The sequence below is a fragment of the Caballeronia sp. AZ7_KS35 genome, from assembly GCF_023631045.1.
GTDB classification, from domain to species: Bacteria; Pseudomonadota; Gammaproteobacteria; order Burkholderiales; family Burkholderiaceae; genus Caballeronia; species Caballeronia zhejiangensis.
On record NZ_JALQDV010000042.1, the window covers coordinates 114,521 to 137,572 of the forward strand.

Consider the following 23,052-nt stretch of genomic DNA (forward strand, 5'->3'; position numbering starts at 1 on the left):
AGTCAAAGAGGACACGCATGACGCAGGCCAAACCCGATCTGCTTTCGCTCGCGACGCGCTTCGCGCAGTTGCCCGATGCGCAGCGCAAGGTGTTCGTCGCGCGACTCGCTGATGCAGGCATCGACTTTCGCACGCTGCCGATTCCGCCGCGCACGCGAGGCGATGCGTGCGAAGCGAGCGTGCCGGCATCGTTCGCGCAGACGCGTCTGTGGCTGCATGCGCGCATGATCGACGAGCCCGCGGCGTATCACATCACCGAGCGCCTTCAGCTCGATGGCGCACTCGATGCGAATGCGCTGCGCCTTTCATGCGATGCGTTGATCGCGCGTCACGAAGCGCTGCGTACTACGTTCAGCGAGGGCGCGGACGGCGTGCTGCAAACCGTGCACGCGCCCATGCGCTGTCCGTGGCATTCGGTGAACCTCGAGCATCTTCCGGTCGCCGAGCGTGAGGCACGCGCCACGGCGCTCGCGCTCACCGATGAATCGCGTCCCTTCGATCTCGCTCACGCCCCGCTCGTGCGCGCGCATCTGATCAGACTCGATGCGAACACGCACTGGCTTTCTCTGACGACGCATCACATCGTGTCGGACGGGTGGTCCGCCGATATCGCGCTTGCCGAGCTTGCTTCGTTCTATCGCGCGTATGCGTGCGGCGAAGCGGTGTCAGTTGCGCCGTTGCCCATTCAATACGCGGATTTCGCGCTTTGGCAGCGTCGCTGGCTCGATGCGGGCGAGCGCGAACGTCAACTGGACTTCTGGCGCGCACGGCTCGATCCATCGCGCGACGTATTGATGCTGCCCGGCGCGGCAGCGCGTCCCGGCGAGCGCAGCGCGCGCGGTGCGCGCCATCTTTTCACGCTCGATGCAGCGCTTGCGGCGCGATTGCGCGTCATCGCAAGCGAATATCGCGCGACGCCTTTCGCCGTTTTGCTCGCCGCGTTGAGCGCGCTCTTCGCGCGCGCATCGGGCGAGGCGCATATACAAATCGGCGTGCCCGCGGCGAACCGCGAGCGTGCTGAAACGGCAGGACTGGTCGGCTTCTTCGTCAACACGCTGACGCTCGCTTCGCGCGTCGATGCAACGCAGTCGTTCTCGATGCTCGTCGATACAACGCAAGCCGCGCTCGTCGATGCGCAGTCGCATCAGGATGTGCCGTTCGAGCAGGTCGTGGAAGCGCTCGGCGTCGTGCGCAGTGCGAGTCATCATCCGTTGTTTCAGGTCATGGCGGCATATGGCGCGCGCCGCATGTTGCCTTCGTTCGCCGATGTGCGCGTGACCGAATTGCCTTCCGGCGCGCCGTTCGCGAAGTTCGATCTGACCGCGAACTTCGAGGAACGCGCGGACGGATCGCTTGCGGCCGCTTTCGTCTATGCGCTCGATCTCTTCGAAGCGGATGCCATTGAACGCCTCGCGCGCCGCTTCGTCGAGTTGTTGAGCAATGCACTCGACGCACCGCCAACGCTCGTCGGCGATCTGCAATGGTTGCCGCAAGACGAACGCATGCAGCTCGACGCATGGAATCGCCATGCGCCTGAACATGCGCCCGAATTCGTCTCGGTGCATGAACGTATCGCACGCCATGCGCGTGCGCGACCGGATGCGCGCGGCGTCGCGGATATGGAGCGCGCCTTCACGCGTAGCGAAGTCGACGCACGCGCGACGCGCATCGCGCAGCGTCTCATCGATGCGGGCGTGCGCGCTGAAATGCGCGTGGGCGTCGCGTTGAGCCGTTCGGTCGATCTGCTCGTCGGCCTGATCGCGGCGCTCAAGTCGGGCGGCGCATTCGTGCCGCTCGATCCGAGTCATCCGCGCGAACGTCTCGCGCAGATTCTCGACGATGCGCGCATCGAGCACATCATCACCGAGCGCGCGAGCATCGATGCGTTGCCCCTTCCAGCGAGCGCACGCGTCCTGCTTCTCGACGATGAAACCCTCTACGCCGACGATGCAACATCGCGCATCGCATTGCCCGATGTCGTCGCGGAGCAAGCGGCGTATGCGATCTACACATCGGGTTCGACGGGCAAGCCCAAGGGCGTGATCGTCGATCACGGATCGTTCGCGCGCCATTGCGTCGCCATCGCGCAACGTTATGGCGCGACCGAGCGCGACACGTTCATGCTGTTCCAGTCGGTTAATTTCGACGGCGCGCACGAAGGCTGGTTCTCGCAGTACATCAGCGGCGCGGGGGTCGCGATCACCACCGATACGCTATGGCCACCCGCGCTGACCTGCAAGCTCATGCGCAGAGAGGGCGTGACGATGACCTACGTGCCGCCCGGTTGCGCGACGCAGCTTGCGGAATGGGCGCTCGTGCACGGCGCGCCGCCGACGTTGAAGTCGATCACGGTGGGCGGCGAAGCGACATCGCGTGAAGCCTTCGCGTTGATGCGCCGCGCGTTTCCTAATGCGCGCATCGTCAACGGATATGGTCCGACGGAGACCGTCATCACGCCGATGCTGTGGATGTTCAATCCCGGCGACGATCCCGCGAAGCTCGCGGATTGCGCCTATCTTCCGATCGGCACGCTTGTCGGCGCGCGCACCGCGCATGTGCTTGATGAGCGCTTGAATCCGCTGCCCGTCGGCGTGATCGGCGAACTGTATCTCGGCGGCGAAGGCGTGGGCGTCGCGCGCGGCTATCTCGATCGTCCTGCATTGACTGCCGAGCGCTTCGTGCCCGATCCGTATGGCGAGCCGGGCGCGCGTCTGTATCGCACCGGCGATCTCGTGCGGCGTCGCGCCGATGGCGTGTTCGATTTCATCGGCCGCGTCGATCATCAGGTGAAGCTGCGCGGCTTGCGTATCGAACTCGGCGAGATCGAAGCGCAACTCGCCGCACACGACGATGTGCGCGAAGCGTGCGCGGTCGTGCGTGGCAAGGGCGCGCACACCGCGCTCGTTGCCTATGTCGAATTGAAAGCCGATGCACGCGAACGCGCCGCGCTGGGCCGCGCCGCCGATGCCGCCGAACTCGATGCGCATCTGCGCCGCACGCTGCCCGATTACATGGTGCCGGCGCATATTGTCGTGCTCGATGCGTTGCCGCGCAACGCAAACAGCAAGGTCGATCGTGCGGTGCTTCCCGAACCGCCGAAGGAGGAGCGCATCCACGAAGCGCCCGCTGCGGGCACGGAAGCCGCGCTCGCGAAGATCTGGCGCGACGTGCTCGATGTCGAACGCGTGGGCCGCGGCGATCACTTCTTCGAACTGGGCGGGCATTCGCTCGCGGCCGTGCGTGTGGTGACGCGCATCGCCGAAATGCTCGGGCGCGATGTGCCCGTGCGCGCATTGTTCGAAACGCCGGTGTTGTCGCAGTACGCAAAACGCGTGTTGCAGGCGGGGCTGTGCGAGGGCGCATCCGATGCAGGCCAGAGCGTATTCGAGGCCGACGAACACGGCGTGTGGCCGCTTTCCGCGGCGCAACTCGGCCTCTGGTTCTTATGGCGCGCGCAGCCGAAAAGCGCCGCATACAACATTCCGGTCGCGTTGCGGCTGCACGGATCGCTCGATTCCGATGCGTTGCGCGAAGCGCTTGCGCAAGCCGCCGCGCGTCATCCGGCGTTGCGCACACGACTGGTCGAACGCGATGGCGCGTTGCCGGGTCAGCGCATCGTGCCGATGTGGCGCTTCGAGTTGCCTGTGATCGATGTTGCCGGCAGCATCGACAAAGCGAAGCGCATCACCGATGAAGACGCGCTCACGCCGTTCGATCTCGCCAGTGCGAAGCAACTCTGGCGCGCGCGTCTCGTGCGTCTCGCCGATGACGATCATGTGCTCTCGCTCGTCGTGCATCACATCGTCTCCGATGGCACTTCGATCGATATCTGGCTCGACGATATCCGCGCAACGTATGTCGCTTTGCGCAAGGGCGCATCGGTTGCAAAGCGCGCATCGAATGCGCTGGTGTTGCCTTCATCGGCGACGGGCGCGCGGCTCGCGTACTGGCGCGATGCGCTGAAGGATCTGACGGCGATTGCATTGCCCGCGCCGTCAGCGGGCCGTATCGAGAATCCGCAATGGCTCGCGAGCCGCATCGGATTCGATCTCGATGATGCGCTCATCGAACGCGCCCGCGCGCTCGCCGTGGAATGCCATGCCACGCTGCCGATGCTGCTGCACGCCGCACTCAACGCGGCGTTGCATCGCGTGACCGGCGTGCGCGATCAGCCGGTCGGCGTGCTCGCATCGACACGCGAATCGACGGGCGACAGCGCGCGCGATGCACTCGGACTCTTCATCAACGCAGTCGTCGTGCGCACCCGCATGACGCATGACGATACGCCCGCGACCTTGCTCGCGACCGTGCGCGATGCGGCGCTCGCCGCCTACGCACACGCCGACGTGCCGTTCGCCGATGTCGTGTCCGCGTTGAACGCGCAGCGTTCCGGCGCGGGCAATCCGCTATTCCAGGTGATGTTCAACTATCTGCGCCCCGCTGCGATGGCGACGCGCGACTGGGCCGGCCTCGCGATCGAAGGTTTCGACGATGTGCGTCATCGCGTCGTGTTCGACCTCGAACTGGACGTGACGGAGTATCCGGATGGCCGCGTGAGTTGCGCGTTCTCTTATGCGAACGAGCGCGTGGATGGGGCGTTCGTCGAAACGCTCGGTACTCGTTTTCTCGCGACTGTAGAGCTGTTTGCGCACGCGCCGCATGATGTATTCGACTCATGCGACGCCGCGTTCGAAAAGGCTGAAGGACTCGCGGCATCGATGGCATCGGATGAAGAGACCGATGAAGCGCGAGCGCTCGCGAGCCTATGGAGCGAACTCTTCGACGGCCAGACGCCCGCGCTGCACGACGATCTCTTCGCGGCGGGCGCGACGTCGTTCGCGGTCGTGCGCTTCGTCGATGCGGCGCGCAAAGCGGGCTTCGACATCGTTATTCATGACGTTTTCGCCACGCCGCATTTCGCAGGCCTCGGCGCGACGCTCGCACGCCGCGTCTCGCTTGCATCGATCAATGACATCTGAGAGACACAGGGAAATGAAAAAAGAAACCGTATTCGATCTGATCGGCGTGGGCTTTGGGCCGTCGAATCTGTCGCTTGCCGTGCGTCTTGCCGAAGAGCGCGGCGCGTCGAACATGACGCATTGCTATATCGAACGGCAAGCGGAATTCGGCTGGCATCGCGACATGCTGCTCGACGATTGCCGTATGCAGATTTCCTTCCTGAAGGATCTCGTCACGCAGCGCGATCCGACGAGCCGCTTCACGTTCATCAACTATTTGTTCGAGCGCGGGCGTCTGAACGAATTCGTGAACCTGAAGAACTTCTATCCGACGCGCGTCGAGTTTCACGACTATCTGAGCTGGGTCGCGCAAGCCTTCGATGATCGCGTGCATTACGGGCAGAGCGTGACGGCGATCGAACCCGTGCTCGAAGCGAATGGCGATGTGAGCGCGCTGCGCGTCGTATCGCAGGAAGCGGATGGGCGCGAGTGGCGTCGCGTGACGAAGGCATTGTCGGTCGGCGTCGGCGGCGCGGCGCGTGTGCCTGAGCCGTTCGCATCGCTCGGGCCGCATAACGTGATTCATTCGTCGGCGTATCTGAGTTCGATCGAGCGCGTCGCGGGCGATGGTCGCAACGGCAAGAAGCGCATCGCGATCATCGGTGCGGGGCAGAGCGCGGCCGAAGTTTTCGCCGATGTCACGCGGCGTTTTCCGCATGTCGATGCGACGCTCGTGATTCGCGCGAGCGCGCTCAAACCGGCCGACGATACGCCCTTCGTCAACGAGATCTTCAGTCCGGAGTTCACCGATATCGTCTTTGCGCAATCGGAAGATGGGCGGCGCTCGCTGATCGAGCGTTTCCGCGATACGAATTACGCGGTCGTCGATCGTCCGTTGATCGAGCAGATCTACGAAATGCTCTATTTGCAGAAGGTTTCCGATGAAGCGCGACATCGTTTGCTGGCGAATACGCTCATCGAAAATGCGGCGCGTCGCGCGAATGGCGAGATCGAGTTGACGATGCGCGACGTGCTGACAGGTCACGCGCGCGCCGAGCGCTTCGATGCGCTCGTGCTCGCGACGGGTTATCGGCGCGACACGCATCTCGCGCTGCTCGACGGCCTTGCGCCGCATCTGGGCGACGCGCTCGCGCAGCGCAATGTGGGCCGCGATTATCGGCTTGTCACGCCTTCGAACTTCAGGCCGCGCATCTATTTGCAAGGCTGCTGCGAAGACAGCCACGGTCTTTCCGATACCTTGCTTTCGGTGTTGGCTGTGCGCTCGGATGAGATCGCGGCATCGCTTGCCGATGCCGGACAGGAACACGCCGTGAAGCAAGCGGCGGAGACGAGCGGCAGCCGCATGGCCGTGGCGCTTTGAAAACTATTACTGGCGATGTTTGAAACGAGCGGCAATCAATGACGAAGCTAAAACTGGTCTACATCATGTCCTTGCGCAACGCGGCGGCGGATCGCGCGGGACAGCATATCGAATACAAGGGCGGCACGCGGTATATGAAGTCGCCGCTGGAGTATCTCGTCGAGCAACTCAATGGATCGCCGTTGGGCGATCTCTATTCGCTCGAAGGCGTGATCTACGACGATGACGAAGGCTCGCCGCGGGATCGCGAAAAACTGGCTGGATATGGTTTTCGTTATGCGCCGGGAGGGCAGTGGATTCATCCGCCGGAGCTCGCGGTGCGGGGCGTGCCGGTGACGAGTCTTCTTCATGCGATTCCTTCTTCTTATCGGCGGTTGGCTTTGGATGCGGTGAGCGAGCGGGCGGCGCAGAAGAGCGCGTTCGAGAAGCGTTTGCTGGAGAAGCTGCGTGCGCTCGATGCGGACTTCGTCGTGCTCGACGGGCTGCTCGTGATTCTCGATGAACTCGTTCGGCCCGGTGCGGAATTTTGCCGGCGTATTGCGAATATTCATCCTGGGATTACGCGGCTTGGTTCGCCGTTTGAACGGCGAGGGGCTTATGCGACGCTCGATGCCTTGCATGGGGCGCGTGGCGAGCGCGTAGTCGATTGGAACGCGATGCGCGTTGAACCGGCGCCGGTGATCGACCGGACAGGCGCTTCGTTTCATTACGTCGATAACGGGATCGATTCTGGTGAAGTCATCTTTGATGTGCTTGGCACTAGCATCGATCCTTTAGATTCCATTCTCGAACTGCGCTGGAATAATTTTCAGCGGAGTCTGTTTCCTGCTTTGGACGGCGGGCTGCTTGCTATGGCCGGGGTGTTGGCGCCGGATCCCGATTACGTGTCGGTTTGTTAGCGTTGCCCCTTTGCGGGGCGGCACCTACTTTCTTTGCTGTAGTCGCCGGATCCCGTATTCGCGTCGGTCTATTAGCGTTGCCCCTGTGCGGGGCGGCACCTACTTTCTTTGCTGCTGCAAAGAAAGTAGGCAAAGAAAGCAGCTTTTCAAGCCCGCGGTCACACGCAATTTGGGTAGTCCTCTCGTCCTAGGCGGCACTCGCCTAAAGAGTGCCCTCAAACACCTAATCGGGCTTGGCTCGCGCACGGTCTGCCGCCCAATAACTTCGAGGGCGCTGGTTCAGCACGAAAGAGCTTCGGCACAGCGCTACGCGCTGCCGCCGGGTATGCAAGGGACAACAAAGGGCGGCGATTGCAGTGAGATTGAGACGTTAGTAGCGAAGCACACGCAGACCCGATTGACCGGTCGGCCGCGAAGCGGGCTGGAGCTATTTGGTGCTGAACCAGTTTGGTGTGTGGTGCGATGAGACGGACCGTGCGCGAGCCAAGCCCGATTAGGGGTTTGAGGGCACTCTTTAGGCAGCCCACGATGGACAAGAGGACTACCCAAATTGCGTGTGACCGCGGGCGTATCAGTAGCTGCTTTCTTTGCTTACTTTCTTTGCAGCAGCAAAGAAAGTGAGTGCCGCCCCGCACAGGGGCAGTGCTAATAGACCGACGCGATTACAGGATTCCACGAAAGCAGAAGCGAAGCCAGAAGCGAAACCAGAAGCGAAGCCAGAAGCGAAACCAGAAGCGAAAGCCGAATACTTGAAGCAAATCCGGAGACTCACCGATGAACATACGTTTCGATCCCGAAGTAGCGGCGACTGTCGAACAATCGCCTGACCGCACGCTGACAGCGTGTCACACCGACGCGTTACTGACGGCCCTATGCGAAATCTACTGCAACGACCCTGAGCGCCGCACGGCAACGATCGCACTTCCACACGTTTCCAACGAAGCCCACCGCACAAGAACCTTCATCGCGCAAGCGCGAAACGAGAACCTGATCGACATCGCACAGCAGCACGAAGATCACCTTCTCCTGACGACATCACGCAAAACGTTCTGGCAAATCGCGCGCCCATGGCTCAAGGCGCCCGCATCGAGCGACACGCTGCTGCGCTATACACAAACCAACGGCGTCTCACATCCGCAAAGACCAACGAACGCCGAAGGCACGATCTACGAACGTCACTTCCCGCAGATCGACATGACCTTCAGCCTGCGCACAGCTGACCCCGACGCCGATTCCGAAGTCTTCAGCGAATGGATGAATCTCGATCGCGTCGCATACTTCTGGGATCAGCGCGGCACGCGCGCCGAACACGCCGCTTATCTCGCGGAACGCCGCGAAGATCCGCACATGCATCCGATGATCGGCTATTTCGACGACAAGCCCTTCGGCTACTTCGAGTTCTATTGGGCGAAAGAAGATCGCCTGGGCCCGTTCTATGATGCAGGCGACTTCGATCGCGGACTGCATCTGCTGATCGGCGATGCGCAGTTCCAGAGCGCAGGCAAGCTCAAGGCATGGTGGAGCGGCGTGCTGCACTACATGTTCATCGACGATCCGCGCACGGAACGCCTCGTTGGTGAACCGCGCGTCGATCATGTGCGACATATCGCTTACATGCATCGCATGGGCTTTTATACGCTGAAGGAATTCGACTTTCCGCACAAGCGCGCCGCGCTCACCGTGATGGAACGCGAAAAGTTCTTCGACGATTTTCGCTTTTGACCGGCGTCGAGGGAAAGTTGTACCGGTAACAGCGCGCTCTTATACTGACGTCACCGCGCTGCCTCCGACCCTAACTTTCCCTCAGACACCCATGCCCCTCATCAACTACATCACGCAGATTCAATTCGATTTCGGCGCGGTGCGCCTGCTTGCGGGCGAGTGCGAACGCATCGGCATTCATCGTCCGCTGATCGTGACCGATGCCGGCATCCGCGCGGCCGGCCTGCTCGACAAGGTGCTCGACGCGCTCGGTTCATCGTCGGCCGTACCCGTGTTCGATTCGACGCCGCCCAATCCGAACGAAGCCGCCGTGCGCGAAGCCGTCGCGATGTACAAGGAGAATCAATGCGACGGCGTGATCGCGGCGGGCGGCGGTTCATCGATCGATCTCGCGAAGGGCGTGGCCGTGTGCGCGACGCACGACGGTCCGCTACAAGGCTTCGCGGTCATCGAAGGCGGCCTCGCGCGCATCACGGCGAAGACAGCGCCCGTCATCGCCATTCCGACGACCGCGGGCACCGGCAGCGAAGTGGGCCGCGGCGCGATCCTGATTCTCGACGATGGCCGCAAGGTCGGCGTGATCTCGCCGCACGTCGTGCCGAAGGTCGCGATCTGCGATCCGGAACTGACGCTCGGCCTGCCGCCGATGCTTACCGCCGCGACCGGCATGGATGCCATCGCGCATTGCCTCGAAACGTTCATGGCGCCCGCGTTCAACGCACCCGCCGATGGCATCGCGCTCGACGGATTGTGGCGCGCGTGGCGGCACATCGAGCGCGCGACGCGGGACGGCTCCGATCGCACCGCGCGCTGGAACATGATGAGCGCATCGATGCAGGGCGCGCTCGCGTTCCAGAAGGGCCTCGGTTGCGTGCATAGCCTGAGCCACTCGCTCGGCGGCATCAATCCGAAACTGCATCACGGCACGCTCAACGCAATCTTTTTGCCGGCGGTGATCGCGTTCAACAGCAGCGCGCCGACGATGCTCGAAGAAGGCAAGCTCGACCGCATCGCGCAGGCAATGGGCCTGAAGTCCGGCGATGAAGTCGGCGGTGCGCTGCGCTCGATGACCGCGACGCTCGGCCTGCCACGTGGCCTCGCTGAACTCGGCGTGACGCGCGAGATGTTTCCGCGCATCATCGCGGGCGCGCTCAAGGATCACAGTCATAAGACGAATCCGCGCGAGGCGTCGAGCGCGGATTACGAGGCGATGCTCGAAACGTCGATGTGAAAAGGGCCGGAGCGCAACGACAGTAACGGCGCGTGATTTGCGGCATTGCAACAGTGAGATAGGGGAAAACCCTTAAGTCTGTTACAATGTCGCAAAGTTTGAGGAACAAATCATGCGCCGCCGCTACGAAGTGCTCGAAAAAATCGCTTTCGCCTTGCTTACACTTTCCGCTGTCATGGACGCCAGCTACATCACCTGGGAAAAACATCCGAATTTCCGCGAAAACGTCACGGAGATCGTGAAGATCAGCGCCGATCTGTCTTTGGCGAACCCGGGTGTAGGCGATTCGACGCCGCTCGTCCCGATGGCGTTCAACTAAGTTTCGGTTTTACCCGGCGCGACACTCGTCGCGCCTTCTGCGTCAAGCCACATACAGGTTATTCGGCCCGCCGCCGCACGGCGCGCGCCGGCTGCTTTATGCTGGCGGCTTTCCATGCCGTCGCCGTCCAGCATGTCCACCGCTCTCCAATCGAACGCCGCCTTCGGCGATCAACTCCGCAGCTTCGCTCGCGCGATGGGACAGATCGTCCTTCAGCGCAACGCCGCGACCGGCGCGCTGCTGTTCCTCGCGGTGCTGAGCGCGAGTCCGCGCCTCGCGTGCGGGCTTCTGATCGGCACGCTGACGGGCAATGTCATCAGCGTGATCGTCGAAAACGACGACGCACCCGCGTTCCGCGACGATCTCTACGGTTTCAACGGCGCGCTTGCGGCGCTCGCCGCATTCACGTTTCTCGACGATGCATCGCGCGCCGCGGCCGTCGCGATCGTCGCGGCGATGTTCGCCACTTTCCTCGCCAACGTGCTTTCGCGCGTGCTCTCGCGCTACCGGTTGCCGATCTTCTCCAGCCCCGCCATCATCGTGACGTGGTGCTGGCTGCCGCTTTTGAGCGAGCGCGGCGACACGGGCGCGATTCCCCAAGTCGCCGCCGGTTTCATTCCAATGCTTCAGGCCGCGTTCGCGGGTCTCGCGCCGATCACCTTCGCGACCGGCGCGCTCGCCGGCGCGCTGATCGCGGCGGGATTGTTCGCGTCGCGGCCCGCGCAGGCGGGCTGGGCGCTCGCGGGCAGTGCGCTCGGCGCCATGTTGCACGCACTCGGCGGTGCAAGTGATGCCGTCGTGCTCTCGGGCGCGTGCGGCTTCAATGCGGCGCTTGCGGCGCTCGCGGCCGCGAAGCTCGGCACGCGTTATGCGCTCGTCGCGATCGTCGCGGCGGTGCTGATCGAGCGCGTGATCGATTGCATCGGCATCGCTGCGTTGACCGCGCCGTTCGTGCTTGCGTCCTGGGCGGTGATTCTGCTCGAGCGGCGTCTGTCCGGATCATCCAAACAAGGAGACTCGCATGTCGTTCACCCACACGCCTGAGCGCAGGATCGCGGAAAGCGGGCCGCGATCGGCAGCCGAACAGGCCACGCGCGTCGATCTCGCGGCAGCGTATCGGCTCGTCGCGCTCAACGGCTGGGACGATGTCGTCTACACGCACATTTCCGCGAGCGTGCCGGGCGAGCCGGGGCGCTTTCTCATCAATCCGTTCGGGCTTTCGTTCGATGAAGTCACGGCGAGCAATCTCGTGAAGATCGATATCGACGGCAACGTAATCGGCGAGAGCGCGCATCCGGTGAACGCGACGGGCTTCGCGCTGCACGGCGCCGTCCATGCCGCGCGGGAGGACGCCGTGTGCGTGATGCATCTTCACGTGCGCGAGGCGATCGCGGTATCGACGCAACCGCACGGCCTGCTGCCCGCATCGCAACACGCGATGCGCTTTCATAGACATCTCGCGTATCACGATTACGAAGGGCTCGCGTTCTCGCCGGCGGAAGGCGAGCGGCTCGTAAAAAGTCTCGGCGCGCATCGTGCGATGTTGCTGCGCAATCATGGACCGCTCACGCTCGGGCGCACGATCGCCGAGGCTTATGTGCTGATGGATATGCTCGTCAAGGCATGCGATATTCAGCTTCGCGCGCTTGCGGGCGTGGGCAAGATGATCGTGCCGACGCCGGAAGTCGTCACGCGCACCGCGGCGCAACTGCATGACGATGACGCCGTCGAAGGCGCGCTCGAATGGCCGGCGCTATTGCGCAAGCTCGATCGCATCGACGCGTCGTATCGCGACTAATACCGCTTTCAAAAGGAGATCAACGCAATGCCGACATTCAACATTCAACTGTTCGAAGGCCGCACGGTGGAAGAGAAGCGCAAGTTCGTCGAAGCGATCACGCGCACGACGTGCGAAACGCTCGGCTGCGAGCCGGGCTCGGTGGACATCATTCTGACGGACGTGAAACGCGAGAACTGGGCGACCGCGGGCAAACTCTGGTCGGAGCAGTGAAAGACAGCGCGCGCACGCCGATTCGTGCGCGCGCTTTGACCGTTACATCGATTCCTTCGCGGCGAGACGGAACTTGTGCAGCAGCGGTTCCGTATAGCCGCTCGGTTGCGTGCGTCCTTCGAAGACGAGCGCGCACGCGGCCTTGAATGCGAACGAACTGTCGAACGCGGGCGACATCGGGCGATAATACGGATCGGCTTCATTCTGCTTGTCGACGACGGCGGCCATGCGTTCGAGCGTCGCGCGAACCTGCTCTTCCGTGACGATGCCGTGACGCAGCCAGTTCGCGATATGCTGGCTCGAAATGCGCAGCGTCGCGCGGTCTTCCATCAGGCCGACATCGTGAATGTCCGGCACCTTCGAGCAACCGACGCCCTGATCGACCCAGCGCACCACATAACCCAGAATGCCCTGCGCGTTGTTTTCGATTTCGTTCCTGATGTCGTCTTCCGACCATGACGGCTTGTCGACGACGGGAATCGTCAGCAAGCCATCGAGCAACTCGTTCTTCTGACTTTCGTAGTCGACGCTTTCGAGTTCCTGCTGAACCTGTTGCACGTCGACCATGTGATAGTGCAGCGCGTGCAGCGTGGCCGCGGTGGGCGAGGGCACCCATGCGGTGTTGGCGCCTGCCTTCGGATGCGCGATCTTCTGTTCGAGCATCGCGTGCATCAGATCGGGCATCGCCCACATGCCCTTGCCGATCTGCGCGCGACCGCGCAAGCCAGTGTTCAGGCCGACGAGCACATTGCTGCGTTCGTACGCGGCAATCCACTTCGACGACTTCATGTCGCCCTTGCGCATCATCGGGCCGGCTTCCATCGACGAATGCATTTCGTCGCCGGTGCGGTCGAGGAAGCCCGTATTGATGAATGCGACGCGCGCGCCCGCCGCCGCGATACACGCCTTGAGGTTCACGCTCGTGCGTCGCTCCTCGTCCATGATGCCCATCTTGATCGTGTGACGCGGCAGGCCGAGCAGGTCTTCGACGCGCGTGAAGAGCTCGTCCGCGAACGCCACTTCGGCGGGGCCGTGCATCTTCGGCTTCACGATATAGATCGACCCCGTGCGCGAGTTCATCTTGTTCTTGAGATCGTGCATCGAGCCGAGCACGGTCATCACCGCATCGAGGATGCCTTCGGGAATCTCGTTGCCATCTCGGTCGAGCACCGCGGGATTCGTCATCAGATGGCCGACGTTGCGCACGAACAGCAGCGAACGTCCGTGCAGCTTGACGGTTCCGCCGTTCGGCGCGGCGTACTCGCGGTCCGGGTTCATCGCGCGCGTGAAGGTCTTGCCGTTCTTCGTGACCTGCTCGGCGAGATTGCCTTGCATCAGGCCGAGCCAGTTGCGATAGAGCTGCGTCTTGTCGGCGGCATCGACGGCCGCGACCGAATCTTCGCAATCGATGATCGTGCTCACGGCCGCTTCCATCAGCACGTCCTTCACGTGCGCCGCATCGGTCTTGCCGATGAAGTTGTCCGCGTCGATCTGAATCTCGAAGTGCAGGTCGTTGTGCTTGAGCAGAATCGCGGACGGGTCTTTCGCGTCGCCCTGAAAGCCCGCGAACTGCTCGGCGTTCGCAAGGCCGGTCTTGCCGCCGTCCTTCAGCGTGACGACGAGCTTGCCTTGCTCGACGCTGTATTTGGTCGCGTCGGCGTGCGAGCCGTGATCGAGCGGGGCGTTGTCGTCGAGGAACGCGCGCGCATAGGCGATCACTTTCGCGCCGCGCTTCGGATTGAACTGCGCCGCGCGCTCGGCGCCGTCGTTTTCGTCGATGGCATCCGTGCCGTAGAGCGCATCGTAGAGGCTGCCCCAACGCGCGTTGGTCGCGTTGAGCGCATAGCGCAGATTCGAGAGCGGCACGACGAGTTGCGGGCCAGCCTGCTCGGCGATTTCGCGATCGACATTGGCGGTGCTGGCCTTCACATGCGCGGGCGCGGGCACGATATAGCCGATCTCTTCGAGAAACTTGCGATAGGCGCGTAGATCGCGCACGGGGCCGGGGTTGCTGCGATGCCAGTTGTCGAGCTCGGTCTGGAGGCGGTCGCGTTCGGCGAGCAGTGCGCGGTTCTTCGGCGCGAGATCGTGAACGATGGCATCGAATCCCTTCCAGAAGGACGCGCTATCGACGCCCGTGCCGGGGATGGCTTCTTCGTCGACGAACTTCGCGAGATTCGCGTCGACCTGCAGGCCGTGTTGTTTGATCATGTCGTTCATGGGCACTCCGGCTGAGATGGCTGCTACACAGGGGTTTGGGGAATGGGCTGGTGCCTATGGTAGCGCGTCTTGGGGGAGGGGCGAAGCGTGGGGGAGGTGCAATGCGCGTGCCTGGACGGGCCGCCCGTTTAGCGTCCCGTGAGGGCGGGGTAGCCGTCGACGGATAGCGTTCTCAGTGCATCGGCCCGGCCTCGCGCAAACAAACCGCGCGAAAAACCGGGCCGCTCGAACAGCGCGACGAGACCGACGCTACGCCTTCAACAAATCCTCGATCATCACCGGCAGCTTTCGCACACGCACGCCCGTCGCGTGATACACGGCACCCGTAATCGCCGCCGCGATGCCCGCCAGCCCGATCTCCGCGATGCCGCGCGCGCCCAGCTCGTTGAAGACCGTATCGGGATAATCGAGAAACGTGACGTCCATCTTCGGCGTATCCGCATTGGTCGCGACGACGTAATCCGCGAGGCTGCTGTTCACCGGCGCGCCGCTTCGCTCGTCGTATACCGTGTGCTCGAAAAGCGCCATGCCGACGCCCATCACGACCGCGCCTTCGATCTGATTACGCCCCGCGCGCGGATTCAGGATCTTGCCCGCATCGATCACGGTCACGACGCGGCTCACGCGCAGACGCGCGGTCGCCGGCTCCCACGTCACCTCGGCGAAATGCGCGCCATACGAATGGATCGACCAGTCCTTCTTGAGCGGATCGTCGAAGCCGCCTTTCGCGCTGCCGCTGCCCGATGCCGCATGCAGTTTCGCCGCGTCGAGAATGCGCGCGAACGGCACCCCGCTTTCCGGCGCTTCGTTCTTGCGATGCACATGTCCGTTGCTCATCGCAAGCTCGTCGGCCTTCGCGCCCGCGAATGGCGATCCCTCGATCTTCGCGGCGCGCGCCAGCAGCGTCTTGATCGCCTCGCGCACCGCATCCGATACCGCCGGAATCACCGATGCCGTCGCCGCCGATCCGCCCGAAACAGGACCGAGCGGCAGCGCCGTATCGCCGAGGCCGACTTCGATCTTGTCGAGCGGGATGCCCGTATGTTCCGCGACGATCTGCGCGAGGATCGTGTACGTGCCCGTGCCGATATCCTGCGTGCCGCACGCGACGCGCGCGGTGCCGTCCGCACGAAGATCGACCGTCGCGTCCGCCGAGAAGCGCAGCCCCGGCCAACTGCACGCGCCCACGCCCCAGCCGAGCGTGAGGCCGTCGCGCTTCATCGAGCCTACGTCCGGCGTGCGCTTCGACCAGCCGAATTTCTCCGCACCGGTCTTCAGGCATTCGACGAAATGCCGCGACGAAAACGGCAAGCCGCTGCTTTCATCCACTTCGGGCTCGTTGCGCAGGCGCAGTTCGACCGGATCCATCTTCAACGCAATGGCCAGCTCGTCCATCGCCGATTCGAGCGCGAAGAGGCCGGGCACCGCGCCGGGTCCGCGCATCGACGTCGGCGAGCCGACATTGCGTTTCACCGTGCCGCCCGTCACGCGCAGATTGGGCGTACTGTACATCGAAGGCGTCGCTTCGCCGCAATCTTCCGTGTAATCGTCGGCGATGGCCGCGTGATTCACGAAGTCATGCCGTAGCGACACGAGCTTGCCGTCCTGCGTCGCCGCGAGCCGCACGCGCTGCTGCGTGGTCGGCCTGTGCCCGACGTTCTGGAACATCATCTTGCGCGAGAGCACGAGCTTGACCGGGCGCTCCAGTTGGCGCGTCGCGGCCGCGGCGAGCAGCGAATGCGGCCACATCCACAGCTTGCCGCCGAAGCCCGAGCCGAGATAGCGCGAAATCACGCGCACTTTCTCTTTCGGCAGGCCCATCATCTGCATCAGCGTGCCCTGATGATTCGCGACCGCCTGGCTCGTTTCGTAGAACGTGTAGCTCTCGCCGTTCCAGTGCGCGATGGTCGCGTGCAGCTCGATCGGATTATGCGTTTCGACGGGCGTCACGTACGTTTCATCGATCTTCACGGGCGCATCGTCGAACGCCTTGTCGGGATCGCCGCGTTCGCTGTGTGTGTCGAGCTTGTCGCCGGCATCGAGCTTTGCGCTCACATCGTGCGGCGTCTTGTCGTAACTGACCTTGACCGCGGCAGCCGCGGCGCTTGCCGCTTCGAACGTCTCCGCAACGACGAGCGCGACATACTGCCCGTAATAGCGAATGATGTCGTCTTCGAAAGGCGGACGGTTTTCATCGACGTAACCGGTATCGATCGAGTTGCCGGCGATGCGATAGAAGCGGCCGATATTGCCGCGATGAAGAATCAGCTTCACGCCGGGCATCGCTTGCGCGGCGGCGAATTCGAGCGACGTGATCCTGCCGCTCGCGATGGTGCTGCCGACCGGCACGGCATGGAGCATGCCGGGCAGATCGACGTCGGTCGTATAGGTCGCGCGGCCGCAAACCTTCTGCGGTCCGTCGATGCGCGACTGAGGCCGTCCGATGAATGCGGACGGTTTGATATCGGGCGCCGTGGACATGTCGCGATCCTCAGGAAGTTTGCGTGGTAACGAGCTTGAGCGTATGAACGATGCAGCGCTTGGACAACTCGACCTTGAAGCCGTTCTCGCTTTGCGGCTTCGCATCGGCGAGCGCAGCATCGGCAGCGCGTTTGAACGTGGCTTCATCGGGCGTCGCGTTCATCAGCTCCTTCTCCGCTTCGCGCGAGCGCCACGGCTTCGTGCCGACGCCGCCGAGCGCGACGCGCGCATGCTCGATGCGCCCGTCCTTCACGCCGATCACGACACCCGCCGACGCCAGCGCGAACTCGTACGATGCGCGATCGCGCAGCTTCAGATAAGCCGAGCGCGCGCCGTCGACCGGCGGCGGCAACGTGACATGCGTGACGAGATCGCCGGCATCGAGCACGTTCTCGCGATCGGGCGTCGTGCCCGGCAACAGGAAGAACTCGTCGATGGGGATCGCGCGCTTGCCGCCCGTGCCTTCGACGTGGATCGTCGCTTCGAGCGCCTGCAACGCGACGCACATGTCCGACGGATTGCTCGCGATGCACGATTCGCTCGTGCCCATGATCGCCATCATGCGATTGAAGCCCTGAATCGCGGAGCAGCCGCTGCCGGGCTCGCGCTTGTTGCACGGCGAGGTCGTATCGCGGAAGTACACGCAACGCGTGCGCTGCAGGATGTTGCCGCCCGTCGTCGCCATGTTGCGCAACTGCACCGACGCGCCCGCGAGCACCGCTTGCGACAGCACCGCATAACGATCGCGGATCAGCGGGTGATGCGCGAGATCGGAGTTGCGCGAAGTCGCGCCGATACGCACGCCGCCGTCCTTCGTTTCCTCGATCTTGTCGAGCGGCAAACGGCTGATATCGACGACGCGCATCGGCCGCTCGACGTTGAGCTTCATGAGATCGAGCAGCGTCGTGCCGCCCGCGAGAAAGCGCACTTCGGCGCCTTGCTGCGCGGTATGCGCGAGCGCGCCCGCATTAATCGCGTCGCGCATGTCGCGCGCGCGAGAGAGCTGGAACATATCCATGTCGCTCTCCTTATTTCGACGACGGCTTGTTCGCGCGCACCGACTGGATCGCGCTGACGATGTTCTGATACGCGCCGCAGCGGCACAGGTTGCCGCTCATCGCTTCGCGCACGTCGTCGTCGCTCGGGCCGATCGGTTCATCGAGCAGCGCGACCGCCGACATCAACTGGCCGGCCGTGCAGTAGCCGCACTGATAGCCGTCGCATTCGACGAACGCGGCCTGCAACGGATGCAGTGCCTCGATTTCGCCGATGCCTTCGATGGTCGTGACGGTGTCGCCCTCGCACGCGGCGGCGAAGCACAGACACGAGTTCACGCGGCGTCCGTTCACATGAACGGTGCATGCGCCGCATTGGCCGTGATCGCAGCCTTTCTTCGTGCCGGTCAAATGAAGATGCTCGCGCAATGCATCTAAAAGCGTGGTGCGGGGGTCGAGGGAAAGCGTTTCGCTGCGGCCGTTGACGGTCATGGTGAAGCTGACGGTCGAGTCGCCTGCGGGTGCGGCTTGAAGCGTCTTGTTCGGTGTATCGGCGTGCGTGGTTTTCGATTGGGGGATGGGACGTTGTGGCATCGGGCAATCTCCTGGAATTGCGCAGCAAGCTGCTGCACGAATGCGGCGATGAAGCGGCGGAACATGAGAGAGGCGAAGATGCGGCGAAGCGTGTCGCGCGCCGGTGGCGCGGAGGAACGGCGGCGAAAAGGGTCTGCGCGGCGGCGCAGGACTTTCGTGCGCCGGCAATGCGGCGAAAGACGACACTCAGCCAGTATAGGCATCCGCCGCGAAACTTTCTCGATCGAAAGCCCGCGCGGGCCGCGAGATTCTGAAGGGGCACGAAGCATGCCCGCAGCCGATGAAAGCCTTCAGTGCGAAATCAGGCCGCGCGCGAAAACGGAAAGGATGGACACGCCGACCGTCGTGAAGAGAACGAGCACGACGAGGATCACGATCATGCGGAGAATCATCTGCATCGCGTCGCTCCAAAAAAAATGGCCGCTTGCGCGGCCGGAAGGAGGGTGGGTCGGTCAGACTTCAGATTAAGCGCGCTTCCTTAAATCAGACTTAAGCGTGCGCGACTTCCATGCGGGCCGTCCATTCTCCTTCCTTTGGGAACGGGATGCAGCGAACTTACCGCAGCGCCTCGCTGTATCGGTCGCGCAGCGGGAAGATCGTCACGAGCGCGACCGCGCTGCCGAAGATCACGTAGTAGCAGATCGACAGCGGATCGCCCGTGGTCATCGTGAGCCATTGCACGATCGCGGGCGCGAAGCCGCCGAAGATCATCACCGCGACGTTGTAGCTCACCGAGATGCCGGTCGAACGCACGCTCGAAGGAAGCAACTCGGAGATGAACGCGGGATAGCAGCCCTGAAAGATGCCGAGATAAGTCATCAAAAGCGCCTGACACACGATCAGCATCGGCAGGCTCGGATGCGCGGTGAGCACGGCGAAGATCGGATATGCGGTGACGAGCGACAGCGTGAGCGCGGTCGCCATCAGCTTCTTGCGGCCGATACGGTCCGAGAGCCGGCCGAATATCGGACAGCAGACGAGATAGACGAGCGCGCCGATCGTCGAGCTGATGAGGCCGTCGGTGAGCGCCATGTGCAGCACGCGCGTAGCGTGCGTCGGCAGATACAGCAGGAAGATGTACGTGCCGATGGTGCCGAACACCGTCAGGCCGAAGCCAGCGAGCACGGACATCCAGTGTTTCGTGGCGGTATCGCGGATCGGGCGTGTGCTCAGTTCGTTCTTTTGCGCCTTCTCGACGAAGACCGGCGATTCATCGAGCTTCGAGCGCAGATACAGGCCGACGGGCACGATCAGAAGACCGATCACGAACGGAATGCGCCAGCCCCAGCTATTCAGATGTTCGGGACTCAGCGTGCGCGTGAGCACGGCGCCGAAAAACGAGCCGGCGAGACTCGCGGCGGCCTGCGCGACCATCTGGAAGCTGCCGAAATAACCGCGCTTGTTGGCGGGCGCGTATTCGACGAGAAACGCCGTCGCGCAGCCGACTTCGCCGCCTGCGGAGAAGCCCTGAATCAGGCGGCCGAGCAGCATCAGCAAGGGCGCGGCGATGCCGATTGCCGCATAAGTCGGCGCGAACGCGATGATCGCGATGCCGACCGCCATCAGCGAAATCGTGAGCGTGAGCGCTGATTTGCGTCCGACGCGATCCGCGACCGCGCCCAAGACGATGCCGCCGAGCGGACGCGTCAGAAAGCCGACGCCGAAAGTCGCCCAAGTCGCGAGTAGCGAAATAGTGGGATTCGTTGCGGGAAAGTACAGCTTGGCGATGATGACGGCGAAGAAGCCGTAAACCATGAAGTCGAACCATTCGAGCGCGTTGCCGATGGTCGATACGACGATCGCTCGTCGGCCGGAAAGATTCGATGCGGCGTTTTGTTCGGCCGCGTGCGCTGCAGGTAGTACGGTGCTCATCGAATGTACTCCATGAGGTTTTCTCGTTGACGACATCCGCTTCTCGGATGACTCGCTTCGAACGGAGCGAGCCGCTGCAACACGCAAACATTACGCCGAGTTGAAATAAGAAAATATAGAATTTCTGAACTGACACACAAGCAAACCTGATCGAACGATCCGGGATAACCCTCACGCACGATGAGCAATATCCGCTTTTTGCGCACGTTTATCGCTGTCGCGCGTTACGGTTCTTTCGCCGCCGCCGCGGAAAAAGTCGCGCTCACGCAGGCCGCCGTCAGCATGCAGATGCAGTCGCTCGAAGACGATCTGAAGCGGCCGCTGTTCGATCGCGTCGGGCGCACGAACCGGCTGACGAGCATCGGCAAGCAGGTGTTGCCGCAAGCGGAGCGCATCGTCGCGCTGTACGACAGCATGCGTCTCACCGGTCTCGATGATGAAATCGCCGGATCGGTTTCCATCGGCGCGGTCGATTCGGCGATGGGCGCGCTCGCATCCGTCGTCACCGAATTGAAAGGTCAGTATCCACGGCTCGATGTGCGGCTCTTCACCGGCAAGGCGCTCGCGCTCGCGCCGCAAGTCGAGGCGGGCGAGATCGATGCGGCGGTGATCGTCGAGATGGCGGGCAAGACGCCGGCGAGCCTCAACTGGACGCCGCTCTATTCGGAACCGCTCGTCGCGATCGGTTCGCCGGGCGCCGTGGCCGCGAATGCCGCCGAGATGCTGGCGAGCCGTCCGTTTCTGCGCTTCGATCGCGCGCAGCGCACCGGCGCGCTGATCGATCGCGCGTTGAAGCACAATCGCCTCGCGGTGAACGAGTTCCTCGAACTCAATTCCCTCGAAGTGATCGTCGAGCTCGTGCGGCAGGATGCGGGCGTCTCGGTCGTGCCGTTGCTCGAATACGGCTCGTGGGCGAGCGATCCCGCATTGCGCGTGATATCGCTTGCGAAGAACACGCCGCGCCGTGTCGTCGGCATGCTGGAGCGCAAGATCCACGATCGTCACGCGGTGATGAGCATCGTGCAGGAACGCATACGGATGCGTTCGCACGGCGCGATCGAGCCGAGTGAAAGCTAAAGCTTTCCTTAAGTCACGGACAAGGAATATCAGCTTTCCCTGTGAATTGCGGCCATCGACAATGCTTCGGTCACTCAACAACGCAAGAGGAAAGCATGTCGATCATTCCCGAGATCGCGCAGTCGCGCGACGAGATTCAGGCCATTCGCCGCGATATCCACGCGCATCCCGAACTCTGCTATGAAGAAGCGCGCACGGCGGAACTCGTCGCTCGGAAGCTCGAAAGCTGGGATATCGAAGTGACGTGCGGACTCGGCAAGACGGGCGTCGTCGGCGTGTTGAGGAAAGGCGCGAGCAAACGTGCGATCGGCCTGCGCGCCGACATGGACGCGTTGCCCATTCCCGAGCTGAACACGTTCGCGCACGCATCGCGCCACGAGAACAAGATGCATGCGTGCGGTCACGACGGACACACCGCGATGCTGCTCGGCGCGGCGCAATATCTCGCGAAGCATCGCGACTTCGACGGCACCGTCGTCTTCATCTTTCAGCCTGCCGAAGAAGGCGGCGGCGGCGCGAAAGCGATGATCGAAGATGGCTTGTTCGAGCGCTTTCCGGTCGATGCCGTGTTCGCGCTGCACAACTGGCCGGGCATGCCGGCGGGCGGATTCGGTGCGCGCGTCGGCGCGACGCAGGCATCGAGCAACGAGTTCGAGATTCGTATCGAAGGCGTGGGCGCGCATGCGGCGATTCCGCACGATGGCGTCGATCCCGTGTTCACCGCGCTGCAGATCGGCACGGGCCTGCAGAGCATCGTGACGCGCAACAAGCGGCCGATCGACGCCGCCGTGCTCTCGATCACGCGCATGCAGGCAGGCCACGCGGTCAACGCGATCCCGACGACCGCGACGCTCGCGGGGACCGTTCGCACGTTTTCCGTCGACGTGCTCGATCTCATCGAGACGCGCATGAAGGAGATCGTCGCGGCGACGGCGGCCGCGTATCGCTGCAAGGCCGAAGTCAGTTTCGTACGCAACTATCCGCCGACGGTGAACACGCAAGCGGAAACGGACTTCGCACTCGGCGTGATGCGCGATGTCGCCGGCGCGGACAAAGTGAACACGAACGTCGATCCGACGATGGGCGCGGAGGACTTCTCGTACATGCTGATGGAGCGTCCCGGTTGCTATGCGTATATCGGCAATGGACTGGGCGCGCATCGCGATCACGGTCACGGAATCGGACCGTGCATGCTGCATAACAGCAGCTACGATTTCAACGACGATGTACTCACGCTAGGCTCGACGTATTGGGTGCGGCTCGTCGAGAAGTTTCTCGCACGCGTCTGAGGA

General features: G+C 63.0%; 16 protein-coding genes. 11 read left to right on the top strand and 5 right to left on the bottom strand.

Going from position 1 to position 23,052, the window contains the following annotated elements; translation table 11 throughout:
- Positions 1-17 precede the first annotated feature (17 nt).
- The 9 genes from NCT05_RS26625 to NCT05_RS26665 all read left to right on the top strand — a co-directional run bounded on the left by NCT05_RS26625 (position 18) and on the right by NCT05_RS26665 (position 12,521).
- A complete protein-coding gene (locus NCT05_RS26625; protein ID WP_250503570.1) occupies positions 18-4,979 on the top strand; it encodes a non-ribosomal peptide synthetase in 4,962 nt (1,653 codons plus the stop codon).
- A 13-nt stretch (positions 4,980-4,992) separates the two neighbouring features.
- Positions 4,993-6,339, top strand: a complete 1,347-nt coding sequence (locus NCT05_RS26630; protein ID WP_250503571.1) for a lysine N(6)-hydroxylase/L-ornithine N(5)-oxygenase family protein — start codon at positions 4,993-4,995, stop codon at positions 6,337-6,339.
- Positions 6,340-6,377: 38 nt separating this feature from the next.
- The gene (locus NCT05_RS26635) at positions 6,378-7,238 is read left to right on the top strand and encodes a formyl transferase (RefSeq protein WP_008347648.1); all 861 of its coding nucleotides are present in this window, start codon (positions 6,378-6,380) and stop codon (positions 7,236-7,238) included.
- Between the two features lie 774 nt (positions 7,239-8,012).
- Entirely contained in the window at positions 8,013-8,960 is a 948-nt protein-coding gene (locus NCT05_RS26640; RefSeq protein ID WP_250503572.1) for a GNAT family N-acetyltransferase, read from the top strand.
- Between the two features lie 91 nt (positions 8,961-9,051).
- A complete protein-coding gene (gbd, locus tag NCT05_RS26645) occupies positions 9,052-10,191 on the top strand; it encodes a 4-hydroxybutyrate dehydrogenase (RefSeq protein ID WP_250503573.1) in 1,140 nt (379 codons plus the stop codon).
- Between the two features lie 112 nt (positions 10,192-10,303).
- A complete protein-coding gene (locus NCT05_RS26650) occupies positions 10,304-10,510 on the top strand; it encodes a hypothetical protein (RefSeq protein ID WP_008347655.1) in 207 nt (68 codons plus the stop codon).
- Positions 10,511-10,642: 132 nt separating this feature from the next.
- Positions 10,643-11,554, top strand: a complete 912-nt coding sequence (locus tag NCT05_RS26655) for an urea transporter (RefSeq protein ID WP_250440861.1) — start codon at positions 10,643-10,645, stop codon at positions 11,552-11,554.
- Positions 11,532-12,308, top strand: a complete 777-nt coding sequence (locus NCT05_RS26660; protein WP_250503574.1) for a class II aldolase/adducin family protein — start codon at positions 11,532-11,534, stop codon at positions 12,306-12,308. The genes NCT05_RS26655 and NCT05_RS26660 overlap by 23 nt, the downstream gene beginning before the upstream one ends.
- 27 nt (positions 12,309-12,335) lie before the next feature.
- On the top strand, positions 12,336-12,521 hold the full coding sequence (locus NCT05_RS26665) for a 4-oxalocrotonate tautomerase (RefSeq protein WP_008347661.1): 186 nt from the start codon (positions 12,336-12,338) through the stop codon (positions 12,519-12,521).
- 42 nt (positions 12,522-12,563) lie between these two features.
- On the opposite strand, the gene NCT05_RS26670 is transcribed toward NCT05_RS26665, so the two are convergent.
- The 5 genes from NCT05_RS26670 to NCT05_RS26690 all read right to left on the bottom strand — a co-directional run bounded on the left by NCT05_RS26670 (position 12,564) and on the right by NCT05_RS26690 (position 20,683).
- On the bottom strand, positions 12,564-14,741 hold the full coding sequence (locus tag NCT05_RS26670; RefSeq protein ID WP_250503575.1) for a malate synthase G: 2,178 nt from the start codon (positions 14,739-14,741) through the stop codon (positions 12,564-12,566).
- Between the two features lie 249 nt (positions 14,742-14,990).
- Positions 14,991-17,222, bottom strand: a complete 2,232-nt coding sequence (locus NCT05_RS26675) for a xanthine dehydrogenase family protein molybdopterin-binding subunit (protein WP_250503576.1) — start codon at positions 17,220-17,222, stop codon at positions 14,991-14,993.
- A 10-nt stretch (positions 17,223-17,232) separates the two neighbouring features.
- Positions 17,233-18,240, bottom strand: a complete 1,008-nt coding sequence (locus tag NCT05_RS26680) for an FAD binding domain-containing protein (RefSeq protein WP_008347665.1) — start codon at positions 18,238-18,240, stop codon at positions 17,233-17,235.
- Between the two features lie 10 nt (positions 18,241-18,250).
- The gene (locus tag NCT05_RS26685) at positions 18,251-18,709 is read right to left on the bottom strand and encodes a (2Fe-2S)-binding protein (RefSeq protein ID WP_008347667.1); all 459 of its coding nucleotides are present in this window, start codon (positions 18,707-18,709) and stop codon (positions 18,251-18,253) included.
- Between the two features lie 657 nt (positions 18,710-19,366).
- Positions 19,367-20,683, bottom strand: a complete 1,317-nt coding sequence (locus NCT05_RS26690) for an MFS transporter (protein WP_008347670.1) — start codon at positions 20,681-20,683, stop codon at positions 19,367-19,369.
- 180 nt (positions 20,684-20,863) lie between these two features.
- Here NCT05_RS26690 and NCT05_RS26695 point away from each other — a divergent pair, with 180 nt between their 5' ends.
- Positions 20,864-21,760 carry a LysR substrate-binding domain-containing protein gene (locus NCT05_RS26695; RefSeq protein ID WP_008347672.1) on the top strand — a complete coding sequence of 299 codons (897 nt, stop codon included), beginning with the start codon at positions 20,864-20,866 and terminating at the stop codon, positions 21,758-21,760.
- Positions 21,761-21,855: 95 nt separating this feature from the next.
- Positions 21,856-23,049: a M20 aminoacylase family protein gene (locus NCT05_RS26700; protein ID WP_008347674.1), complete on the top strand. Its 1,194-nt coding sequence runs from the start codon at positions 21,856-21,858 to the stop codon at positions 23,047-23,049.
- Positions 23,050-23,052 lie beyond the last annotated feature (3 nt).